Genomic DNA, 21,719 nt, shown 5'->3' with positions numbered 1-21,719 from the left:
CGCCCGCCCCCGGGTTCGCGCAACGCGGGCTTCAGGGCGTCGTCGAGAAAGACAGTTGCCAGCCCCCCCGATTCGCGCAGCGCAGGCCCAGACATAGCCTCTGTTCAGACTCGCCCCACACGACAACCTGACGGTCACACCCGCACTCCCCCTCGCGCTCATCGATCACCGCCACACACGGCCGTCGCACTCCTCACACGACACAACCCCCGCACCCCCAGGCGCACCCACCACCGACGACACCACCGCGTCTCGCCACGAGACGACCCGCACGAGGGGCGCGAACGATCAGCACGCGCCTCGCCTCCCCGCCTCGCCGTGAGAAGCGCACACTGACGCCGAGAGCGCGCGACGCGGGGCCCAGCGCGCAACCGCACGCCAGGCCCCGCCGACTCCCCCGGGGAATCCTCACACGGCGGTTCTCACAGGCTATGAGCGCGCAGATCCTCGGCGGAGCGCGCCGACAAGTCCCCCAGCGTCACATCGAAGACCGTACGAGCCCCGACCTCCCCGCGCGCAGCCATCCGCGCCACCGCCCGGGCCACGGCCACGAGAACCGACCCCGTGAACTCCGGATTCGAATCGAGGGCCAGCTCGAAGCCCACCGTCGCCCCCGTCCCTTCGGAGGTCAGCCCCCGCCGGATCACCTGCCCCCCGTGCGGGATGCCCGCATGCTCGGCGGCCAACTCCTCGGCCGTGACGAAAGTGACCGTCGTGTCGTAATCGGCGAAATAGTTCGGCATCTCGACGATCTGCCGCTCGATGGCATCGCGATCCGCCCCCTCGGCGGCCACGACATAGCAGTCGCGCGTATGCATCGACCGGGTCGTCAGTTCGACCTCGCGCCCATCCTTGACCGCCTCGACGGTCTGAGGAACCGGCCGCGTGTACTGCTTGGCGTCAACGACCCCGTCGATGCGGCGCAGCGCATCCGAATGCCCCTGGGACACTCCCGGCCCCCAGAAAGTCGTCGAGGCGCCCTCCGGCAGGACGGCCTCGCCGAGGACGCGCAACATCGAGAAGAGCCCCGGATCCCATCCCGCCGAGATGAGGGAGACCCGCCCGGCGGCGCGCGCCGCCGCGTCGACGGCGGCGTAGTGCTCGGGGATACGCGCGTGGGTGTCGAAGGAGTCGACGGTGTGGAACAGGATGCTCGACGCCGGGGTCTGCTCGATGAGATCGGTGGCCGAGCCGCCGCAGTTGATGCACACGTCGACCCGGTCCGCCCAGGCCGAGGCCTCGTCGAGGCGGGCGACCGGAGCGCCGCCCGTCATCACCGAGGACGGGTCGCGCCGGGTGAAGACGACAACGAGCTCCATGTCGTCGTTACGGGCGATGGCCTGCTCGACGCCGCGGCCGAGGTTTCCGTATCCGTTGATCGCGATCCTGATCATGGGGCCTCCTCGTGAGTAGTGGACGAGGCGAGCATAGGCGCGCTCGTGTTCCCCCGTCCCAGCGGGGTCACGGATCGGGCGGAGTGCGCTATCGGCCAACCCGCCATCGACCGAGGGCCCCGTCCGGCTTGCTGGCGGCCAAGCGCCCTCATCCCAGCGGGGTCACGGATCGGGCGGAGTACGCCGTCGTCCAACCCGCCATCGACCGAGGGCCCCTGTCCGGCTTGCTGGCGATCAAACGCCCTCGTCCGACCCACCACCGGCCAAGCACCCTCGTTCGCCCCGCTGCCGTCCGAGGGCCTCGGTCGCGTCGCCTCCCGCGCCCATCGCGACTGAGGGCCGGATCATCTTCACTGCTTCACTGCGCATCGTCGGCGCGGCTATACCGACACCAGAGCCTTGAACGCACCGGGGTCTTCAGAGGCTTTGGAGCCGGACGCTGCCCGTGCGGACCAGTCACGAGGGCGCGCAGGTGCACGCACGGCGGGCCGCCACCGCGTCTTGTCGACGGAGGCGTTCAGATGGATCGTCCCGGAGGATCTCCTGATGCCGGCCGGGTCGCGCCTACTTCAACGGTTCACGAGCGTCGGCCGGGCCGACAGGAACCTCTCCATGACGGATTATTCAGCGCGAGTCTATGCGCTGACACGGGTCGAGGCCTCACGGATCCGGGGCTCCGTCATACCGGCTGGCCACGCGTACCCCTGCGGACGTCGTCGGATTTCCGGAATCCCCAGGACCCCAAGCGATCCGTCACACATTGAATTTAAACTCGACGACATCGCCGTCGGCCATGACGTAGTCCTTGCCTTCCATGCGGACCCGACCTGCCGCCCGCGCCTCCTGGACCGACCCGAATTCGACGAGGTCGTCGAAGGAGACGATCTCGGCCTTGATGAACCCGCGCTCGAAATCCGTGTGGATGACGCCGGCCGCCTTGGGGGCGGTGTCGCCTCGGTGGATCGTCCACGCACGGGTCTCCTTCGGCCCGGCGGTCAGGTACGTCTGCAGGCCCAAGGTGGCGAAGCCGACGCGGGCCAGCTTGTCGAGGCCGGACTCGTCCTGTCCCGATTCGGCGAGCATCTCGCGGGCGTCGTCCTCGTCGAGCTCGACGAGCTCGGCCTCGAACTGGGCGTCCAGGAAGATCGCCTCGGCGGGGGCCACCAGCGCTTCGAGGTCGGCTTGGAGCGCTTCGTCCTCCATTCCGGCGGCGTCCATATTGAACACGAAGATGAACGGCTTGGTCGTCATCAGCTGGAAGGACTTCAGGGCCTCCTGATCGAGGTCGGCACCCGCCGGCCCGCTCAGCAACTCGCCCCTTTCCAGGAGGGCCAGGGCCTCGCGCGCGGTTTCGAGGACCACGGGTTCGGTCTTCTTGCCGCGGACCTCCTTCTCCAGTCGCGGGATCTGCTTTTCCAGGGTCTGCATGTCGGCGAGGATCAGCTCGGTCTGGATCGTCTCGATATCCGAGGCCGGGTCGACCTTGCCGTCGACGTGGACGACATCGGGGTCGGCGAAGGCGCGAGTGACCTGGCAGATCGCATCGGCCTCGCGAATGTTGGCGAGGAACTGGTTGCCCAGGCCCTCGCCCTCGGAGGCGCCTCGGACGATGCCCGCGATGTCGACGAAAGACACTGTGGCGGGGACGATCCTCTCCGAGCCGAACTTCTCGGCGAGGACACCCAGACGCGGATCCGGCAGGGGCACGACCCCGACATTGGGCTCGATGGTGGCGAAGGGGTAGTTCGCCGCGAGCACGGTGGCGCGGGTCAGGGCGTTGAACAGGGTCGACTTGCCGACGTTCGGCAGTCCGGCGATTCCGATGGTGAGAGACACGCCTGCGATCCTAGTCGACCGCGCCCCGCAGGGCCTCGCGCGCTCTCCCCCCCGTCTCCCTCGCTCGCCTCTGCCCTCGCCCCGGACCTCGTCCCACCGTTTCCCCCGAAAACGAACATTTCCCACGGTATCGGGGCCCGAATTTTCGCTTTGGTAGGAAAAGACGGGCCAACGCCTCGTCTCCACAGCCGGACGACGACCCGAACCGTCCACAGCCCCGCCCCTCCCTGCTCCTCCTGAAGATGAGCACCAGCCACCCTGTGAGGATGCACCTCAGCCTCGACGACATCGTTCCCCTGACCGGCAGACACGAGACCTCCATCGCCCGCGCGGATCTCATCCGCATCCGGCACGGCTTCGGCCTGCGGAAATCGGCGATCCCGACCCCGCTCCCCGCATGGGGCGCACGCTCGATCGCCACCGAAGCGCGCATCCTCGCCACCGGCCTCGCCCATCGGATCGCCCCCGTCTTCGCCCTCGAATCCGCGATGGTCATCCACGGCATCCCCGCCCTGTCCTCGCCCCCGGAGATCAGATTCCACCGACCACGCTCGAATCGAGTCGTCGAGCTGCCCCAGATGAGCCTGGCCGGAACCAGCGTCCGCGCAGTTCGCGCCTGGTCGTACCGGCGACCGCCAGCCCATCCTCCCTGCGCAGTCGCAGGGATCGAGGCCACCGGGCTGATCGACACGGCCGTGCAAATGGCTGTTCAGAGGCCGTTCCTCGACGGATTCGTCACCGCCTGCGCGATCTTGCGACGACTCAGCCGATTCGACCGCTTCTGCGTCGAGCAGTCGCGCGAGCGCGAGGCGGCGGTCCGGCGCGATCTCCTCGAGACGCTGGACGCCTATGGCCCCGTCAGCCGAGGAACCGGTGCCGGGCTCATCCTGGCTCATGCCGATGCCGCCTGCGAGAGCATCGGCGAGCAAGCCCTCCTCGGCGTTCTCCTGAGTCTGAGCGGGGAGAAGATCCGGACCCAGGTCGAAGTCCACTCCCATGGGAGGATCTACTTCCTCGATGCCGCGCTCCCGGAGAGAGGGATCGCCTTCGAGTTCGACGGGGTCGTCAAGATGGGCTCGGACTCGGAGGAGTTCCGGAGGGCGCAGATCGCGCTCATGGCCCGGCAACGAGACCTGGAGGACCTCGGATGGACCGTGATCCGCGTGGGATGGCCCGATCTCAAGGATCCCAGAGCACTGAGAAACAGATTGCAGACCCGTATCGAACGAGCATCCGGACGCCCACTGCAGATCGGTCCTCTGGAACGGAGTTTCCACGCGCGGCTCCCCGTCGTCTGATTCATCGGGACGGCCCTTCTTTCGCGCCCATTTCCACCGTTTCCCCCGAAAACGAACATTTCCCACGGTATCGGGGCCCGAATTTTCGCTTTGGTAGGAAACGCCTGGATAAGCCGGCGACCGCAGATGCCAGTGCCGCCTCGTACCCTGCCGATATGACCCTCCCGATCGGCATCCTCGTCCTCCTGCTCCTCCTCGCCCTGGGCCTGGGCGCGGCCCTCGGTTGGGCGGTCGCCTCCTCGCGCGCGCCCTCCGCCCCGGATTCTGAGCGTCTCGAACTGTCCCACACCCGCGCTCGCCTCGACGAGGCCCTCAACGGCCTGGCCTCCGCCAACGCCGAACTCGGCCGTCTGCGCGACGAAGCCTCGCGCAGCGCCAAGGAGGCGCACTTCTACAAGGGCCGTTCCCTCCAGCTCGACCAGCAGGCCTCAGAACTCCAGGAGCGGATCGACGCGGATCACGCAGTCCTACGGGCTCTGACCCCGATCACCCAGAAACTCGGCGAGGTCGACCGCTACGTCCGAGCCCTGGAGTCCGCCACCGCCGAGCGCTTCACCCGCATCGACCAGCACCTCTCGGACGACGCCGCCGTCGCCGCGCGACTGGCCCGCACGACGCAATCCCTGTCAGACGCCCTCCACCACTCGTCTTCTCGCGGCTCCTGGGGAGAGGTCCAACTGCGGCGCGTCATCGAATCGTCGGGCATGCTCGAACGGGTCGACTTCGACTCCCAGAAGGCGAGTTCGGGCTTCACCGGCCCCCGTTCCGGCTCGGCCGACACACCCTCGCGAGGTCGTCCGGATGTCATCGTCCACCTCCCGAACGACGCTCACATCGCCATCGATGCGAAGGCCCCGATGTCCGCCTATCTCAAGGCGCATGAGATCCCCGCTTCCGACGACGACCGCGCCGACGAGCGGAGAGCCCTCCTCGCCGAGCACGCGAGGGCCGTGCGCACTCATGTCCTGGCCCTGAAGAAGCGCGACTACCCAGCGGATTTCCCCGATTCCCCGCAGGTGACCGTCATGTTCCTGCCCTCGGAGGCACTCCTGTCGGAGGCTCTCGACGCCGATCCCGGCCTGCTCGACGAGGCTCTCAACGCCGGCATCGTCCTCGTCTCTCCCGCCTCCCTGTTGGCCCTCCTGAGGTCGATCGCCGCGGTGTGGAGGTCCGCTCAGGCGACGCAGGAGGCCCGCGACATCGTCGTCGCCGGACGCGAACTCGTCGAGCGGCTGTCGGTGTTCGTCCGGCACCTCGAACAGTTGGGAGCGGGATTGGCGAAGTCCGTCAAATCCTACAACGCGGCGATATCGTCCCTGGAATCCCGTGTGCTCGTCACCTTCCGCCGGTTCGACGCCCTGGGTGACAAGGCCCTGGGTCTGGGAACCGGGGCGGGGCCCCTCGACTCGGATGCGGCGGCCGTTCGGTCGCTGTCCCAGCCGGAGTTCCTCGACAGGTCAGACATCGATTGAACCGCGGGTCGGCGATGCCGCGCCGTCGCCTCCCCCGTCGTCCGGCCGGCATCTGGGGACGGTCATCCGGCATCTGCATCTGACCCGCACGACTGCGAGTCGGCCGGTCTCCGGGTCCTCGTCCGCCTGTGGAGACGAGGCGTTGGCCCGGTTTTCCTACCAAAGCGAAAATTCGGGCCCCGATATCGTGGGAAATGTTCGTTTTCGGGGGAAAAGGGCGGAGAGGGCGCGCGCAGCCGGTCAGCTCGTGTGGTCCGGACCCGCCCGGCGGGGGGCGTGAGGCCGCCCATCAACCAGACCGGACTTCGACAGCTCGGAGCGCAGATTACGGGGCAGGGCGAAAGTCGTCGTCTCGGTCTGCGTGCGCACGACCTCGACGGTGGGGAACCCCCTGGCCTGGAGCCATTCGACGACGTCGCGCACGAGGATCTCCGGGACCGACGCCCCGGAGGTCAGCCCCACCTTCCTGGCCCCCTCGAACCACTCCTCGCGCAGCTCCTCGGCCTTGTCGACGCGGTGGGCGCTGCCCGCCCCGGCTTCGAGGGCGACCTCGACGAGGCGCACGGAGTTCGACGAGTTCGCCGAGCCGACGACGACCATGACGTCGACGTCGGGGGCGATGTGCTTGACGGCGACCTGCCGGTTCTGCGTCGCGTAGCAGATGTCGTCGGACGGCGGGTCGATGAGGCGGGGAAATCGCTGGCGCAAGCGGTCGACGGTCTCACGGGTCTCGTCGACTGACAGGGTCGTTTGCGAGATCCACACGACGCGCTCGGGGTCGCGCACGACGACGGAGTCGACCTCGTCGGGGCTGCCGACGACCTGGATGTGGTCGGGCGCCTCGCCGAAGGTCCCCTCGACCTCCTCGTGGCCCTGGTGGCCGACGAGGATGATGTCGTAGTCCTCCTTGGCGAAGCGGACGGCCTCGCGGTGGACCTTGGTGACCAGGGGGCAGGTCGCGTCGATGGTCGCGAGGTTGCGCGCTGCGGCGGAGGCGTGGACCTGGGGGGAGACGCCGTGGGCGGAGAAGACGACGCGGGCCCCCTCGGGGACCTCGTCGGTGTCCTGGACGAAGATCGCTCCGCGCTTGGACAGGGATTCGACGACGAATTTGTTGTGGACGATCTCCTTGCGGACGTAGACGGGAGCGCCGTAGAGGTCGAGGGCCTTCTCGACGACGTCGACGGCCCGGTCGACGCCTGCGCAATAGCCGCGGGGGGCCGCTAGCAGGATCCGGCCCGCTCCTGTTGGGGCGGGGGTCGCGTCGTCGAAGGTGTCGTCTGCGCCGGCGCGCAGGTCGACGGGAGCGTCAGTCATGGCGTCCAATCTAGTGGCGGGGGCGCGCGGGCGCCGCACAGGGGACGGATGCCACAGGCCGGCGGATCCGGGTCGGGCGCGCGGATGCCGGTCGTGGGGCCGCGGGAGGGCGGTCCCGTCTGAGTCGCCTGCTGGGCCGGCGCCTCCGTTGCGCATCCGCGAGCGGGGGCGGGGCGGGGTCGGCGGAATTCGGATCGAATGGACGAGGCATGCCTGGACTCGGGCGCCAACAGCGGCGTTCGGCGGACGAGGCGAGGGGTGGCGACCGAGCCGGACGGACGAAGCCTGGGCGAAACGGTCGCCGCACGAGCGGGGGCGGGATCGACGGGGTACGGGTATCCATCCGGCGTCCGGATCGGATGGACGAGGCGGACCCGGACCCAGGCGCCGGCAGCGGAAGATATCGCCGAGCTGCTCCACTGCTCCCGCACGCGCAAGGACCGGGTGACGACGACGCCGCCCACCTATTCGGGCCCTCGACCGCGCCCGCGCGTGCCAGGACCCGGGCGCCGACAGCGGCGTTCGCCGGACGAGGCGAGGGGCGGCCGACCGAGCCGGACGGACGAGGCCCAGACGAAACAGTCGCCGCACGAGCAGCAGGAGAGCCCCCGGGACCCACGACCGCAGAACCCGGGCCCCGCGATCAGCCCCGAGCGGACCGCGCCGTCGCAGGCGATCCCCTCGATCATGCGCCGGTCAAGATCGGTCCCGAGCGGGCCGGGCCGCCTCGCACGGCGCTGGTCGCCAGGAGGCTGAAGTGGATCGACCGCGAGCGGACCGGGCCGTCGGGCTCATTCGGAGCCGGGCGGGGCCCCGCGGAGCGCAGGACCGCAGATGGGGGCGGCCTGTGGCATATTGATCGGGTGCCAGACGACCTGCCCGACCACAGCCCACGCCCCGCCGCGGCGCGCGCGGCGGACACGACGCGCGACAACCCGTGGCCCCTGCGCCGTCTGACCGAGAACATCAGGATCTACGTCGACCGCATGTCCCCTCTGTGGGTCGAGGGCCAGGTCGTCGAGTACAAAGTCCGCCCCGGCGCGAAGATGCACTTCCTCACCCTGCGCGATCTCGACACGGACACCTCGATGACCGTCACCGCATGGGCCGGCGTCATCGACGCCGTCGGCGCCGGCCTCGAGGAGGGCGCGCGGGTCGTCACCCGGGTCAAGCCCGTGTTCTGGGAGCGCTCCGGGCGCCTCAACCTCCAGGCCGCCGAAGTCCACCTCCAGGGGCTCGGGGATCTCCTCGCCCGGATCGAGCACCTGCGCCGGGTCCTGACCGCCGAGGGCCTCTTCTCCTCCGATCGGAAGAAGCCCCTGCCCTTCCTCCCCCGTCGGATCGGCCTGATCTGCGGGCGCAACGCGAAGGCGAAGGACGACGTCCTCATCAACGCGCGCGACCGCTTCCCCGGCGCCGACTTCGAGGTGCGCGAGGTCGCCGTGCAGGGCGACCACTGCGTGCGCGAGGTCTGCCGGGCGTTGGAGGACCTCGACTCCCTCCCCGACATCGACGTCATCGTCATCGCTCGAGGCGGAGGCGCCGTCGAGGACCTCCTGCCCTTCTCCGACGAGACCATGGTCCGCGCCGTCGCCGCGGCCCGCACGCCCGTCGTCTCGGCCATCGGGCACGAGGGGGACTCCCCCCTCCTCGATCTCGTCGCCGACTACCGCGCCTCGACGCCGACCGACGCGGCCCGCCGGATCGTCCCCGACCGGGTCCGCGAGCTCGACGGCATCGGCCAGGCCGTCTCGCGGGCCCGCCAGGCTCTCGCCGCGCGCCTGTCCGCCGAACGGCATGGCCTCGACCTGCTCTCCTCCCGACCGGTCCTCCAATCCCCCGGCGCTGTCCTCGAAGGGCACCGGGAGGCCGTCGAGGCCCGCGTCCTCGGGATGCGCGCGGCCCTCGAAAGGCGCCTGTCCGTCGAGGCCCAGCATCTCGCCGCCGCACGGGCCTCCCTGGCGGCCCTGTCCCCCCAGGCGACCCTCGACCGCGGGTACGCCCTCCTCAGGCTCCCCTCGGGAGCCCTCGTCACCGACGCCGCCGACGTGAAGAAGGGCGACCTCGTCGAGGGCGTCCTCGCGCGCGGCCGCATGGTCGCCCAGGTCTTCGGGACGGCCCCCGTCCCCGACCGCTCCCCCGACTGACGCCCCACCCCCATCCCCCGTCCCACCGTTCCGACCATTCGGAGGCCGCCCATGTCATCGCCCGCCGACCGCCCAGACCCCGCCGCCCTGACCTACGAGCAGGCGCGCGACGAACTCGTCGCGATCGTCCGCGACCTGGAGTCCGGCCAAGCCCCTCTCGACGACACCCTCGCGATGTGGGAGCGCGGGGAGGCCCTGGCGTCCCGCTGCCGCACGATCCTCGACGACGCCCACGCGCGCCTGGCCCGCGCCTCATCGCAGGGCGAGGGCGACGGCGACTAGAATCACTCTCGGATCCGGCGCGGCGGCGCGCCGCCAGACGAAGGAGAGCCATGGACATCGAGCGCGACGCGCACATCCTCGCCATCGGTGAGACCCTCATCGACATCGTCTCGCCCGCAGGACGCCCTCAGGACGCCACGGAGATCCCCGGCGGTTCCCCCGCCAACGTCGCCATGACCCTCGGCCGCCTCGGCCGCCCGGTCGCTCTGCAGACCTGGTACGGGCACGATGCGCGCGGGCGCGTCGTCGAGGAGCACTTCGGCGCCTCCCGCGTGACCATCACCCCCGAATCATCCGGGGCGGATCGGACGATGACGGCCCTGGCCCTCCTCGACGAGAACGGCGCGGCGACATACACCTTCGACTTCGATTGGGCCCCGCCCGCCCCCATCCGGGTCTCCCCCGCCGCGCAGATCGTCGAGGCCGGGTCGATCTCCGCCGCTCAGCTGCCCGGCGCCCTCGACATCCTCGCCGCCCTCGAAAGGGCCCGCGACCACGCCCTCATCGCCTACGACCCGAACGCCCGGCCGTCGATCATGGGGTCGCCGCAGGAGGCCCTCTCCCTCGTCGAGCGCTTCGTCGCGGTCTCCGACCTCGTCAAGGTCTCCGACGAGGACATCGCCTGGCTGACCGGCGGCCACGACCTCGACACGACGATCGAGCGCTGGCTGGCCCTGGGCCCGTCACTCGTCGTCGTCACCCGCGGCAAGGAGGGCGGCCTGGGCGTCACCCGCTCGGGAGTCCGCCTCGCGCACGCCCCGAAGAAGGTCGAGGTCGTCGACACCGTGGGGGCCGGAGACTCCTTCATGGGAGGCCTCCTCGACGCCATGTGGGGCCTGGGACTGCGCGGCGCACAGGCCCGCGAGGCCCTCGCCTCCATCGACGAGGAGACGGTCGCGCGGATCCTCGCGCGCGCCTCGTCGGTCTCCGACGTCACCGTCTCGCGCGCCGGGGCGAACCCCCCGTGGGCGGACGAACTGGACGAACTCGACGCCTGAACGAGGAGAGAGGAAGCCGATGAACATGATGCCCCCCGGTCGCAGGGCCCGCGTCGCCGCCGTCTTCGAGCGCCTCGCGGCGCGCCGGGGCGAACGCCCCGGCGCGCCCTCGCGAGATGACGTCCCCTTCCTCCCCGGGGACTCCCTCAGGGGGGATCGGGATGCGACGACGGCGGTCCCCTGGAGCCTGCGTGTCGCCGCCGCCCTGTCGTGGCGGGCCATCGTCGTCGCTGTCGCCGCTGCGGGGATCATCTGGGCGGCTATGCACCTGTCGATCATCATCATGCCGGTCGCGATCGCCCTGCTCCTGGCTGTCCTCCTCGAGCCCCTCGTGTCGTGGCTGGTCAACCGGCTGCGCGTGCCGCGCACTCTTGCCGCGGTCCTGGGCCTCCTGTTCCTCCTCGTCCTCGTGGTCGCCGCCCTGTCGCAGGCCGGCAGTGAGATCTTCCAGCAGATCCCGCGTCTGTTCGCTCAGGCGTCGGGGGGGTTCGGCGCGATCTTCACGTGGATCCAGGAGGGGCCGCTGAAGTTCGACGCGACCGTCATCGACTCGGCGCTGACGACGGTGCAGAACGAACTGACCGGGTGGGTCCAGCAGAATACCCAGCAGCTCGCCACCGGCGCGCTGTCGGTCACCTCCTCGGTCGTCTCCCTGTTCTCCAGCCTGCTCATCACCGCCTTCTGCCTGTTCTTCTTCCTCAAGGAGGGGCGGCGCATCTGGCTGTGGTTCGTTCGACTGTTCCCCGCGCCCGCGCGCGTGCCGCTCCACGAGTCGGCGATCCGCGGGTGGGTGACGCTCGGCTCCTACGTGCGCACGCAGATCCAGGTCGCCGCCATCGACGCCATCGGCATCGGCTTGGGAGCTTTCTTCCTCGGGCTGCCGCTGGTCCTGCCGATCGCCGTCGTCGTGTTCTTCGCGTCCTTCGTGCCGATCGTCGGCGCACTCGTGTCAGGCGCCATCGCGGTGTTCGTCGCCCTCGTCGACCAGGGACTGACGGCCGGCCTCATCATGCTCGTCGTCATCCTCGCGGTCCAGCAGGTCGAGTCGAATCTCCTGCAACCCCTGCTGATGTCGAACGCCGTGTCCCTGCACCCGATGGCCGTGCTCCTCGTCGTGGCGGCGGCGGGGTCCCTCGCGGGGATCCCCGGCGCCGTGTTCGGCGTGCCGATCGCCGCGTTCCTCAACGCGACGTTCCTCTACCTCCACGGCTACGACCCGATGCCGGCGCTGGCGGCGAGGAGTGACCGTCCCGGAGGGCCCCCGGGGATGCTCGACGAGATGGTGCGCGCCTCCTACGGGGCGGCGACGCGCGATCAGAAGGGGGATCCGGCCGACGGCGCCGCCGAGGGCGAGGGCGCTGGGACGTCCGGGGCCGACCGTGCGCTGGAGGGGACCTCGGAGGAGGAGAAGCCCGAGGAGAAGTAGGCCCAGTCCTCACTAGGGGCGGGCCGCCGCTCATCCGAACGGGGAGCGCACCCCGTATCGATCCGATGCGCCCGGCCCCTCCGAGGCCCCGCCGGGGCGGGGTCAAGAGCCGGGCGGCGGCGCCGGGATCGCCACGACCGTTGCGCAACGCGCGAGTCGGCGCCGCCGACGAGGAACGGCCCCGCGCCGGCGCTTTTGCGCCGGCCCGGGGCGCCGACGGCGGGTCAGCCGAGGAAGGGCGTGGCGTCGAGGATCTCGACCTCGATGGTCTTGCCGTTGGGGGCCTCGTACGACAGGGTGTCGCCGGGCTTGTGCCCGAGGACGGCCGCGCCGAGAGGAGCCTGGGCGGAGAACACCTGGATCCCCAGGTCTCCGCCGGCGTCGCGCGACCCGAGGAGGAATTTCTGCTCGCGCCCGGCGACGAGGGCGGTGACGACCATGCCGGGTTCGACGACGCCGTCGTCGGCGGGCGTCTCCCCCACCTCGGCGCTCTCCAGCATCTCCTGAAGGGCCTGGATGCGGGTCTCGTTGAGGGACTGCTCGTTGCGGGCGGCGTGGTAGCCCCCGTTCTCGCGCAGGTCGCCCTCCTGGCGGGCCGCGTCGATGAGTCGGGCGATCTCGACGCGCTTGACCTCGACGCGTTCGGTGAGTTCGTTCTTGAGCAGGTCGTACTGGGCCTGGGTCAGCCACTGGGTGTCGGCCATGGGTTCCTCCGAATGAAATGCCGGCACCTGACAGGCGCCGGCGGGGATATGAGCGCCATCATACCAAGGAGGGGTCCGACTCGCGGCGAAGCGGCGCCGGCGTCCGTCGGTCGGCCCGGTCAGCCGAGGACCGCGAGGTAGACGGCGACGCAGTGGCAGGCCCACGCCAGGACGGTCAGCAGGTGGAAGATCTCGTGGAATCCGAACCAGGCGGGCCACGGGTCGGGGCGCTTGATCCCGTAGACGAGGGCACCGAATGTGTAGAGGACGCCGCCGGCGACGATGAGCCAGACGATGGCCGGGCCGCCGGCGGCCCACAGCTGGGGGAGGTAGGCGATGGCGACCCATCCGAGGGCGACGTACACGCCGGTGGCGACCCACCTGGGGGCCGCGGGCCACAGGAGGTTGAGGAGGATCCCGGCGAGGGCGCCGGCCCAGACGACGCCCAGGAGGACAGCGGCGTCGTCCCGGTCGAGGAGGGCGACCGTCAGGGGCGTGTAGGTCCCGGCGATGAGGAGGAAGATGTTGGAGTGGTCGAGGCGCCGCCAGAAGCGCTCCCACGGGGGTGCCCAGTAGAAGCGGTGGTAGGCGGCGGAGACCCCGAAGAGGATCAGTGAGGCGACGAGGTAGACGACGGACGCCCATGCCGTGGCGGGCGTCGGAGCGAGGCACACGAGGACGATCGAGGCCGCGAGGGACAGGGGCGCGGCGACGAGGTGGAGCCATCCGCGCAGCCGGGGCTTGACGGCGATGATCTGGTCGGACATCCATTCCGGCGGTTTGAGCGACGCGATCTTCACTGAATCCTCCCGTCGACGACCACTTCCCTACGTGACCGTAGGTTACTACGCCGTAGGTTATGTGTCCGATCCGGATCCGCCGGACCGTCTCCCGTGGCCTCCAGGCCTCCTCGAATGACGATACGCTGGCCCGGACGCGCGCGCCGCCGGCGCGCGCCCAGGAACGACACGCCGAGGAACGATCGGGAGGCCCCTCATGGCGCAGTGGAATCTGCTCTACGACCTCTACGAGCACCGCCTGCGGTCCGAGCTCTCGGGCGCGCGGGTCCCCGCCCACGTCGGCGTCATCCTCGACGGCAACCGCCGGTGGGCCAAATCCATCGGCACCACCCCCTCCCAGGGGCACCGGGCCGGAGCCGGGAAGATCTCGGAGTTCCTCGGATGGGCGCGCGACGCCGGCGTCGACATCGTCACCCTGTGGCTGCTGTCGACCGACAACCTCGGGCGCGCCGAGGGGGAGCTCACCGAGCTCCTGGGCATCATCTGCGACGCCGTCGACGCCCTGGCCGCGCAGGGCTCCTGGCGCCTGGCGATCGTCGGCGACCTCGGACTGCTGCCCGAACCGGTCGCCGATCGCCTGACGGCCGCGGTCGCCTCGACGCGCGGCGTGGACGGCATGAGCGTCAACGTCGCCGTCGGATACGGGGGCCGCCACGAGATCACCGAGGCCGTCCGGGCCCTCATGCGCGACGCCGCCGCCCAGGGGCGCTCGCTGACGGATCTGGCCGACTCGCTGAGCGACGCCGACATCACCGCCCACCTGTACACGAGGGATCAGCCCGACCCGGACCTCGTGATCCGCACCTCGGGGGAGCAGCGCCTCTCCGGGTTCATGCTGTGGCAGTCGGTCCACTCCGAGTACTACTTCTGCGAGGTCTACTGGCCCGACTTCCGCAGGATCGACTTCCTGCGGGCCCTGCGCTCCTACTCGCAGCGCGAGCGCCGCCACGGCCGATAGCCCGTCGATTCGGCCGACCAGCGGTGCGACTGCGCGCCTTGCTCGCACGTGGACGAGGATCATCCGCTTCTCAACGGAGAAAATCACCCGTGGCACCCTGCGCGCGGGCGAGGACGTCGGCGAGTCTCCTCGACGTAGCGGCGCTTGCTCGGCACCCTGCGCGCGGACGAGGAACGCGCGTCGCCGAGGACACGTCCGACCCGGTGCGTGGCACCCTGCGCGCGCGGACGAGGAGGAACCCCCGTTCCCGCGCCTCGCGCCGACCGGTCGGCGTCCAGCGTCCATCCGGGTCCGACTCGGCCTCGCGAGGCGTCTCAGGGGTGAGGAGGACCACTGGGCGCGGACCCGCGGGCCGTGGTCCAATGAGCCCCATGAAATTCCTCTTCAAAGCCTCAGACTCCCCCGTCCGCCTGACGACCCACATGGTCCTCGGGACCCCCGTGGACCTGGAGCCCACCGGCTCCCAGCAGGCGATCCACCTGGCCGCCGGCTGCTTCTGGGGCGTCGAGAAGGCCATGTGGAGCCTCCCCGGCGTCGTCGCGACCGCCACCGGCTACATGGGCGGCGATGTCGAATCGCCGACCTACGAGCAGGTGTGCACGCGCGCGACGGGCCACGCGGAGACCGTCCGCGTCGTCTTCGACGCCGATCTTCTCGCGCCGGACCGGCTCATCGCCTCGTTCTTCGAGATCCACGACCCGACCCAGGCCGACGGCCAGGGCAACGACGTGGGGCCCCAGTACCGCAGCGCGATCTGGACGACCACCCCGGATCAGGCCGAGGCCGCCGTTCGCGTCCGCGACGCCTACGGGCGCGAACTGGCGGAGAGGGGGTTCGGCCCGATCACGACGACGATCGCGCCGGCCGCCGAGGCCGGCCCCTTCTGGTACGCCGAGGACTACCACCAGCAGTACCTTTTCAAGAACCCCGGCGGCTACGAATGCCACGCCCGCACGGGGATCCCCTGCCCCCTGTCCTGACGCGGCCCCGGGTTCCCCGGGCAGCGAAACGGGCCCCGGCCGATCCGAGTGCGGACCGGCCGGGGCCTCGTATCAGCGGGGCGGATGTCAGGCGATGCCGAGAATGTCCGTGACGAACACGAGCGTGTCTCCGCCGCGGATCCCCGCCTGCGGGACACCGCGCTCGCCGTAGCCGTACTCCGACGGGATCGACAGGAGGACGCGCGAGCCGACCCGGTGGCCGACGAGCCCCTCGTCCCACCCGCGGATGACCATGCCGACCCCGATCTGGAAGCTCAGGGCCTGGCCGCGGTCGTAGGAGTTGTCGAAGACGTCGCCGCCGAACACTTGACCGAGGTAGTGGCAGCGGATCGTGTCGCCGGCCTCGACCTCCTGGCCGTCGCCCTCGTGGAGGACGTCGACGAGGAGGTCGTCGGAGGGGTCGCCGACGAAGTCGAGGGCGGGTTTGCGGCCGAAGTCGCCGGTGACGGTGATGTTCTCCATGGGGTGTCCTTCCGATGTCTGGGGGCCGAGCGGCCGATGTCAGTTGTTGCGCAGGTACGACAGGAGACGGAGGATCTCGACGTACATCCACACGACGGTGACCATCATGCCGAATGCGCACGACCACGCGTAGATCGACGGCATACCGCGCTCGACCCCGGTCTTGGCCTGATCGAAGTCCTGGATCAGGCAGAACGCTCCGATGAGGACGGCGACGACGCCGACGACGACGCCCAGCGGCAGCCCCATGACGGTCATCGAGTCGATGCCTCCCGACAGGACCCCGGTCAGCGACAGGACGAGATTGATGAGGCGGTAGACGAGGAGGGCGACGAGGGCGATCAGAGTGAATCGGGCGAGCTTGGGCGAGTTGCGCACGCGCCCGGAGGCGAAGAGGGCCAGGGTGACGCCGAAGACGGCGACCGTCGCGATGAGCGCCTGGACGACGATCCCCGGGTACATGAATTCGAACACGGCCGACAGCGTGCCGAGCGCCAGGCCCTCGACAGCCGCGTAGGCGAGGATGAGGGCGGGTCGGATCGTCTTCGAGAAGGAGTTGACCATCGCGAGGACGAACCCGACGAGCAGGGCGCCGGCCGAGACGGCGAGTCCGAGGGCGGGGGCCGCTCCGACGAGCATCCATCCGGCGGCGGCGACGACCAGGAGGACCCCGAAGGACATGCCGGTCCGCATGATGACGTCGTCGTAGGTCATCCGGCCCCGGTCGACCGTGTCGGCCGAGGAGGCGTTGAACCGGTGCTCGAAATCGTCGTCCGACGGGGGCCGAACGGACGACTGGTAGGGGGATCGCGGGTCGGCCGTCGGGGCGGGATCGGTGTTCGCGCCGACGGTGTAGCCGGGCATCGTCGGGTAGCCGGCGGGCGTGGTCGACGAGGCGGGGGCCTGCGCCCATTGGTTCTCAAGCTTGGTGAAGACGGGGTTGCCCATGGCAAGTCTCCCCTCGGGTCAGGGACGTGAACGGGATCAGTGTCCCATGGGCGGCTGGGAGTTCGCTCGACGGGGCCGGGGGCGTCGTCCGACGAGGTCGAGCGGGGCCGGTCGTACCCCCGGTGGGACTCGAACCCACAACACGCCGATTTTAAGTCGGTTGCCTCTGCCGATTGGGCTACGGGGGCCCGCGGGCGGGGTCTGAGCCGCCCATTCGCCGGGCCGCATTCTATCGAGATCGTTAGACTGCTGCGGGCATTCTCTCATCACCGACATGGAAGGACTCCGCGTCCATGAGCCCCTCCTCCCGCACCGGGACCCGGCGTCTGACCCCCTCATTCGTCGGGCGCCTGCGCTCCCTGCTCGCCGACGAGACGGTCTCCGGCATGATCGTCATCGTCGTCGCGATGATCGCGCTGCTCGTCGCGAACTCGCCGCTGTCCCACGCCTATCACCACCTCGCCCACATCGAGTTCGGCCCGGCCTCTATCGGCCTGCACCTGTCGGTCCACGAGTGGGCCGCCGACGGACTGTTGACGATCTTCTTCTTCGTCGTCGGCCTCGAACTCAAGACGGAGTTCGTCACCGGCGCCCTGCGCGACATGAAGGAGGCGGCCCTGCCGATGCTCGCCGCGGCCTTCGGCATGATCGGCCCGGCGCTGCTCTACGTGCTCGTCCAGGCGGCGACGGGGTCGACCGCGTGGAACGGGTGGGCGGTCCCCACGGCCACCGACATCGCGTTCGCCGTCGCGATCCTGTCGCTCTTCGGCAAGGGGATGCCGCCGACGGCGCGGACCTTCCTCCTGACGCTGGCGGTCGTCGACGACCTCTTGGCGATCATCGTCATCGCGGTGTTCTACTCGTCGGGCTTGAACTTCCTGGCACTGGCGGGGGCGCTGGCGGTGATCGCGGTCTTCGCGGTCCTCGTCAATCGCCGGATCACCCATTGGTGGCTGCTGATCCCCCTGGGGGTCCTCGCCTGGGCGCTGATGCTCAACTCCGGCGTTCACGCGACCATCGCGGGCGTCGCCCTGGGTCTCGTCGTCCCGGCGACGAGGACCCGTCAGGGGCAGATGACCCACGACTTCGTCGAGGCCGCCCAGCCGTGGTCGGCGGGCCTGGCCCTGCCGGTCTTCGCGTTCTTCGCGGCGGGCGTGACGATCATCGGAGCGCCGGGCGGGGTCGCGTCCGCGGTGACCGATCCGGTGACGATCGGTATCGCCGTGGCCCTGCCGCTGGGCAAGCTCCTGGGCATCTGGGGGTCTGTCGCCGTCTTGACGCGCACGACGAGGCTGCGCCTGGGCCACGGCGTCGACCTGCCGGATATCGCGGCGATCGGCCTGCTCGCCGGCATCGGTTTCACCGTCGCGATGCTCATCGGCGGGCTGGCGTTCACCGATGAGACGATGGTCGCCCACGCCCGCTTCGGCGTCATCATCGGGACTTTCGCCGCGGCGCTGCTCGGGGCCCTCGCCCTGCGGATGCGCCTGCGGGTCCACGCGCGCGGATCGGCTCCGCATCGCGAGCGCTGACGGCCTCCCATTGGGGCGATGAGGCGCCGGCCCCCGGGCGGGCGCCTCTCCTCGCCCGGGGCACGATCCTCTTCGCCCGGCTGGGCGGCGTCCGGCCGATAGGCCCCTTCCCATGCCCGAGGGCGCGCCCTGCGCGACGCATGCGACGGGGGTGCCGGAGAGTGGGCTTCCCTCGCCCGTATTCGGCTGGGCCGGGCTCAGGCCATGGACAGGGCGATCCCGTCGAGGATGTCGTGCTCGGAGGTGACGACCCGGTCGATGCTCGTCCCGGCGGAGGCGGCGCGGTCGATGACGCGGGTGACGATCCGGCTCCAGATCAGGGATCCGGCGGCGATGACGTCCTCGCGCCCGGCGGGCATGAATCCCAGGGCGGCCTTGACGGCGACCGGCTGGTCGAGCATGAAGCGCACGGCCTCGTCGATCTCGTCGGGGCTCAGCCGCGCCGAGTGGATCCTCTCGGGCTGGTAGGAGGAGAGCCCGAGGGCCTGGGCGGTCAGGGTGGTCACGGTTCCGGCGACGCCGACGAGGCTTCGGACGCGGGGCAGGTCGACGGTCCTCTCGGCGCGGTCGAGCTGCTCGTCGATCCATTCGGCGGCGCCGGCCCGGACGTCGGCGGGGATCGGCTGGTCGGGGTCGCAGCCGGCGAGGAACTTCTCGGTGACGCGCACGGCGCCCATGTCGACGGAGACCGCCTGCTCGACGGCGTCCGATCCGAGGACGAGCTCGGTCGAGCCCCCGCCGATGTCGACGACGAGCATGGGGGCCTCGACGTCGTCGCCGAGGCCGGCGACGGCTCCGGCGAAGGACAGGGACGCTTCCTCGGTGCCCTCGACGACTTCGGGGGCGGTTCCCAGGACGGCGGTGATCTTGTCGACGAAGTCCTGGCGGTTGCGCGCGTCGCGGGTGGCCGAGGTGGCGACGAATCTGATGCGCTCGGCGCCCAGCGCCTCGATCATGCGGGCGTACTCGACAGCGGCCTCGACGGCGCGGTCGATGGCGGCGGGGTCGAGGAGCCCGGTCCGGTCGACTCCCTGCCCGAGGCGGACGATGCGCATCTGGCGGGTGAGGTCGGTCAGGCGGGGGCGTCCTCCCGGGCCCTGGGCGTCGACGTCGGCGACGAGGAGTCTGATGGAGTTCGTTCCGCAATCAATGGCTGCTACTCGGGTCACCGGATGATTCTTCCATACCCGCTCGCGGCTCCGACCGGGGCGGTCAGCAGGTGCAGCGCTCGGGCGCCCACAGGCCCCGTCGGCGCATCTCGTCGATAGCGAGGTCCCCGATGGGGTTGACGCCGGGGCCTGCGGCGAGGGAGTGGCCGACGAGGGCGTGGAGGCATTTGACGCGTGTCGGCATGCCGCCGGCGGAGACGCCGGCGATCTCCTCGACGTCGCCGAGGGCGCGGCGCCGGGCGATGTAGTCCTCGTGGGCGGCGCGGTAGCGGGCGGCGAGGTCGTCGTCCTCGGCCAGGAGGGCGTTGTAGTCGTCCATGAGGTGCTCGGCCTCGAGGGTGGAGCATCCGCGCACGGCCGGCGGGCAGGTGAGGTAGAAGGTCGTGGGGAAGGGCGTGCCGTCCTCGAGGCGGGGAGCGGTCTGAACGACGGTGGGCCGTCCGCACGCGCAGCGCGCCCCGATGCCGACGACTCCTCGGGGCAGGCGCCCGAGCTGGTCGCGCAGGACGACGAGGTCCGTCTCGGTGGCGGGGTCGGTCGGCGGGGTCGTCATCTGCTCTCCTCCTGAGCGGGTGCGGCGCCCGAGGGCGCGATCTCGTCCTGCGGCTCGGTACCGGATTCGTCGGCCGCGGGGGCGGGCGCGGCGTCGGCCGCATCGGCCTCGCGCATGAGGATACCGACGATCTGGAGCCAGGGGCGAGCCGGGCCCTCGTCGAGGGCGGCGCCGACCTGGGCCGCGTCTCGGTAGTCCTCGCCGGGGTCGACGACGGCGTACTGGGTTTGCCCGGGTTTGACGTAGCCGAGTCGTTCGCGCGCTTGGGAGGCGATGTAGTCGGGGTTCTGCCACAGGTCGAGTTGCTCGCGCATGTGGGCGTTGCGCTCCTGGGCGTCGGCGACGCGCTGCTGGATGGCCCGGTACTCGGTCTCCTGGCGAGCCCATTGGAGCCCGGAGGGGACGAGGAGGACGAGGAGCGCGAGGGCCGTCAGCCCCAGGGCGATCATCCGCACGGAGATCTCGAGGCCGCCGATGGCGAAGGAGCGGGGGTCGGGGGAGCGCCGGGTCGACTGCGGGTCGGGGGCCGTCCGTTCGCGTTGGGCGGTTGTGCGATCGCCGCGCGCGCGTGCGCCGTCGGCGCGGCGGGCGCCGGAGCGTTCGGGCGCCCGGGGGGAGCGGGAGGTCGAGGGGGCGTCGTCGTGGCCGGTCGAGCGTCTAGGCGCCGCGCCGGAGGCGGGTCTCGGGGTGCCAGCGGTCCGCCGTCGACCGTGGTCGGCGGCGTCTGGCTTCGAGCGCCTGGGGGCGCGGGGGCGCCCGGGGCGCGGAGTGCGGGGCATGGGTCCCATGGTGCCCTATGTCCGTTCCGGTCGGCGCCTGAGGGCCCGGCATGTCCGAGCCGGCCGCGCGCGTGAGTGCATCCTCACCCGCTTGGGCCTGACAGGCGACACACTCGAGAGACGGCCGCGCGCGAAGTGCGCCCCTCCCCCAAGTTGGGGCCATTGCCGAAGACCGCCCGAGCCGACTGAGCGCGTGATGGATCACCCGACCCACCCACCGCGACGCCGACGCCCGGGCTGGTCGTGGGTATGGGCGGATTGCGACTGCGCAGTGTTCAGTGTGAGCGTCCTGGGCCTGTTCGCGCTCGTGCGCTCGTGCGCTCGTACAGGCGAAGCTTCAGCCCAAATCACGCCACCCGCGCATGTGGCTGCTCGTGCGTGGGGGTTTGGTTGTGGTGGGTGCCGCCCCGCCGGCAGTCGGGGCTGTTGCGGGGTTCGTCTCGTGCGAGCCGCGATTGTGAGGTCGTCTGGGTCGGGGGTGGTGGTGAGGGTGCGTCGGTCATTGTCCGAGCTTATTCCCCGATGGGTGTGCGGGGTTTGTTCCGTGCGGGTTGTGGTTGTGGGGTTGCTTGTGGGTGTGGGTGGTGTTCGCGTGCGTGGGTGTGGGTTGGGGGTTCATGGGTTGGGCGGGGTGCGGGGTGTT

Annotated in this window: 19 protein-coding genes and 1 tRNA gene; 9 read left to right on the top strand and 11 right to left on the bottom strand. The window is 70.6% G+C overall.

The window, feature by feature from the left end; genetic code table 11:
* Positions 1–422 precede the first annotated feature (422 nt).
* Both M3T53_RS02605 and ychF read right to left on the bottom strand, forming a co-directional pair.
* Positions 423–1,394 carry a diaminopimelate dehydrogenase gene (locus M3T53_RS02605; protein WP_272432899.1) on the bottom strand — a complete coding sequence of 324 codons (972 nt, stop codon included), beginning with the start codon at positions 1,392–1,394 and terminating at the stop codon, positions 423–425.
* Positions 1,395–2,147: 753 nt separating this feature from the next.
* Positions 2,148–3,230, bottom strand: a complete 1,083-nt coding sequence (gene ychF / locus M3T53_RS02600) for a redox-regulated ATPase YchF (protein WP_272432898.1) — start codon at positions 3,228–3,230, stop codon at positions 2,148–2,150.
* A gap of 266 nt (positions 3,231–3,496) precedes the next feature.
* Between ychF and M3T53_RS02595 the strand changes: the two genes are divergently transcribed.
* The gene (locus tag M3T53_RS02595) at positions 3,497–4,528 is read left to right on the top strand and encodes a hypothetical protein (protein WP_272432897.1); all 1,032 of its coding nucleotides are present in this window, start codon (positions 3,497–3,499) and stop codon (positions 4,526–4,528) included.
* A 155-nt stretch (positions 4,529–4,683) separates the two neighbouring features.
* The gene (locus M3T53_RS02590; RefSeq protein WP_272432896.1) at positions 4,684–6,000 is read left to right on the top strand and encodes a DNA recombination protein RmuC; all 1,317 of its coding nucleotides are present in this window, start codon (positions 4,684–4,686) and stop codon (positions 5,998–6,000) included.
* A 240-nt stretch (positions 6,001–6,240) separates the two neighbouring features.
* Here M3T53_RS02590 and M3T53_RS02585 read toward each other — a convergent pair whose 3' ends face one another.
* The gene (locus tag M3T53_RS02585; protein WP_272432895.1) at positions 6,241–7,317 is read right to left on the bottom strand and encodes a 4-hydroxy-3-methylbut-2-enyl diphosphate reductase; all 1,077 of its coding nucleotides are present in this window, start codon (positions 7,315–7,317) and stop codon (positions 6,241–6,243) included.
* Between the two features lie 863 nt (positions 7,318–8,180).
* Here M3T53_RS02585 and xseA point away from each other — a divergent pair.
* The 4 genes from xseA to M3T53_RS02565 are packed head-to-tail and all read left to right on the top strand — an operon-like array spanning position 8,181 to position 12,170.
* The gene (gene xseA / locus M3T53_RS02580) at positions 8,181–9,464 is read left to right on the top strand and encodes an exodeoxyribonuclease VII large subunit (protein ID WP_272432894.1); all 1,284 of its coding nucleotides are present in this window, start codon (positions 8,181–8,183) and stop codon (positions 9,462–9,464) included.
* 51 nt (positions 9,465–9,515) lie between these two features.
* On the top strand, positions 9,516–9,746 hold the full coding sequence (locus M3T53_RS02575; RefSeq protein ID WP_272432892.1) for an exodeoxyribonuclease VII small subunit: 231 nt from the start codon (positions 9,516–9,518) through the stop codon (positions 9,744–9,746).
* Positions 9,747–9,796: 50 nt separating this feature from the next.
* Positions 9,797–10,744 carry a carbohydrate kinase family protein gene (locus tag M3T53_RS02570; protein WP_272432891.1) on the top strand — a complete coding sequence of 316 codons (948 nt, stop codon included), beginning with the start codon at positions 9,797–9,799 and terminating at the stop codon, positions 10,742–10,744.
* Between the two features lie 19 nt (positions 10,745–10,763).
* A complete protein-coding gene (locus M3T53_RS02565) occupies positions 10,764–12,170 on the top strand; it encodes an AI-2E family transporter (protein WP_272432890.1) in 1,407 nt (468 codons plus the stop codon).
* A gap of 224 nt (positions 12,171–12,394) precedes the next feature.
* On the opposite strand, the gene greA is transcribed toward M3T53_RS02565, so the two are convergent.
* Both greA and trhA read right to left on the bottom strand, forming a co-directional pair.
* Complete coding sequence (greA, locus tag M3T53_RS02560; protein WP_272432889.1) at positions 12,395–12,874, bottom strand: transcription elongation factor GreA; 480 nt, start codon at positions 12,872–12,874, stop codon at positions 12,395–12,397.
* Positions 12,875–12,993: 119 nt separating this feature from the next.
* Positions 12,994–13,674 (bottom strand): PAQR family membrane homeostasis protein TrhA, encoded by a 681-nt coding sequence (gene trhA / locus M3T53_RS02555; RefSeq protein ID WP_272432888.1) that lies wholly within the window; start codon positions 13,672–13,674, stop codon positions 12,994–12,996.
* A gap of 196 nt (positions 13,675–13,870) precedes the next feature.
* Here trhA and M3T53_RS02550 point away from each other — a divergent pair, with 196 nt between their 5' ends.
* Both M3T53_RS02550 and msrA read left to right on the top strand, forming a co-directional pair.
* A complete protein-coding gene (locus M3T53_RS02550) occupies positions 13,871–14,632 on the top strand; it encodes an isoprenyl transferase (protein ID WP_272432887.1) in 762 nt (253 codons plus the stop codon).
* Positions 14,633–15,003: 371 nt separating this feature from the next.
* Positions 15,004–15,612 (top strand): peptide-methionine (S)-S-oxide reductase MsrA, encoded by a 609-nt coding sequence (gene msrA / locus M3T53_RS02545; protein WP_272432886.1) that lies wholly within the window; start codon positions 15,004–15,006, stop codon positions 15,610–15,612.
* A gap of 87 nt (positions 15,613–15,699) precedes the next feature.
* Here the strand turns inward: msrA and M3T53_RS02540 are convergent, their stop codons facing one another.
* The 3 genes from M3T53_RS02540 to M3T53_RS02530 all read right to left on the bottom strand — a co-directional run bounded on the left by M3T53_RS02540 (position 15,700) and on the right by M3T53_RS02530 (position 17,231).
* Positions 15,700–16,095 (bottom strand): FKBP-type peptidyl-prolyl cis-trans isomerase, encoded by a 396-nt coding sequence (locus tag M3T53_RS02540; protein ID WP_272432885.1) that lies wholly within the window; start codon positions 16,093–16,095, stop codon positions 15,700–15,702.
* Between the two features lie 39 nt (positions 16,096–16,134).
* The gene (locus M3T53_RS02535; RefSeq protein WP_272432884.1) at positions 16,135–17,043 is read right to left on the bottom strand and encodes a Bax inhibitor-1/YccA family protein; all 909 of its coding nucleotides are present in this window, start codon (positions 17,041–17,043) and stop codon (positions 16,135–16,137) included.
* 114 nt (positions 17,044–17,157) lie between these two features.
* Positions 17,158–17,231: transfer RNA gene (locus M3T53_RS02530), tRNA-Leu, on the bottom strand.
* Positions 17,232–17,336: 105 nt separating this feature from the next.
* Between M3T53_RS02530 and nhaA the strand changes: the two genes are divergently transcribed.
* Positions 17,337–18,575 carry a Na+/H+ antiporter NhaA gene (gene nhaA, locus M3T53_RS02525; RefSeq protein ID WP_272432883.1) on the top strand — a complete coding sequence of 413 codons (1,239 nt, stop codon included), beginning with the start codon at positions 17,337–17,339 and terminating at the stop codon, positions 18,573–18,575.
* 197 nt (positions 18,576–18,772) lie between these two features.
* On the opposite strand, the gene M3T53_RS02520 is transcribed toward nhaA, so the two are convergent.
* The 3 genes from M3T53_RS02520 to M3T53_RS02510 are packed head-to-tail and all read right to left on the bottom strand — an operon-like array spanning position 18,773 to position 21,076.
* Positions 18,773–19,744 (bottom strand): Ppx/GppA phosphatase family protein, encoded by a 972-nt coding sequence (locus M3T53_RS02520; protein ID WP_272432882.1) that lies wholly within the window; start codon positions 19,742–19,744, stop codon positions 18,773–18,775.
* Between the two features lie 43 nt (positions 19,745–19,787).
* Positions 19,788–20,297 (bottom strand): DUF501 domain-containing protein, encoded by a 510-nt coding sequence (locus M3T53_RS02515; RefSeq protein ID WP_272432881.1) that lies wholly within the window; start codon positions 20,295–20,297, stop codon positions 19,788–19,790.
* On the bottom strand, positions 20,294–21,076 hold the full coding sequence (locus M3T53_RS02510) for an FtsB family cell division protein (RefSeq protein WP_272432880.1): 783 nt from the start codon (positions 21,074–21,076) through the stop codon (positions 20,294–20,296). The genes M3T53_RS02515 and M3T53_RS02510 overlap by 4 nt, the downstream gene beginning before the upstream one ends.
* Positions 21,077–21,719: the final 643 nt, after the last annotated feature.

Source organism: Actinomyces sp. B33 (assembly GCF_028437565.1).
GTDB lineage: Bacteria > Actinomycetota > Actinomycetes > Actinomycetales > Actinomycetaceae > Pauljensenia.
Note: the sequence above shows the minus strand (reverse complement) of the source record. Positions and strands in the feature narration are given on the sequence as shown.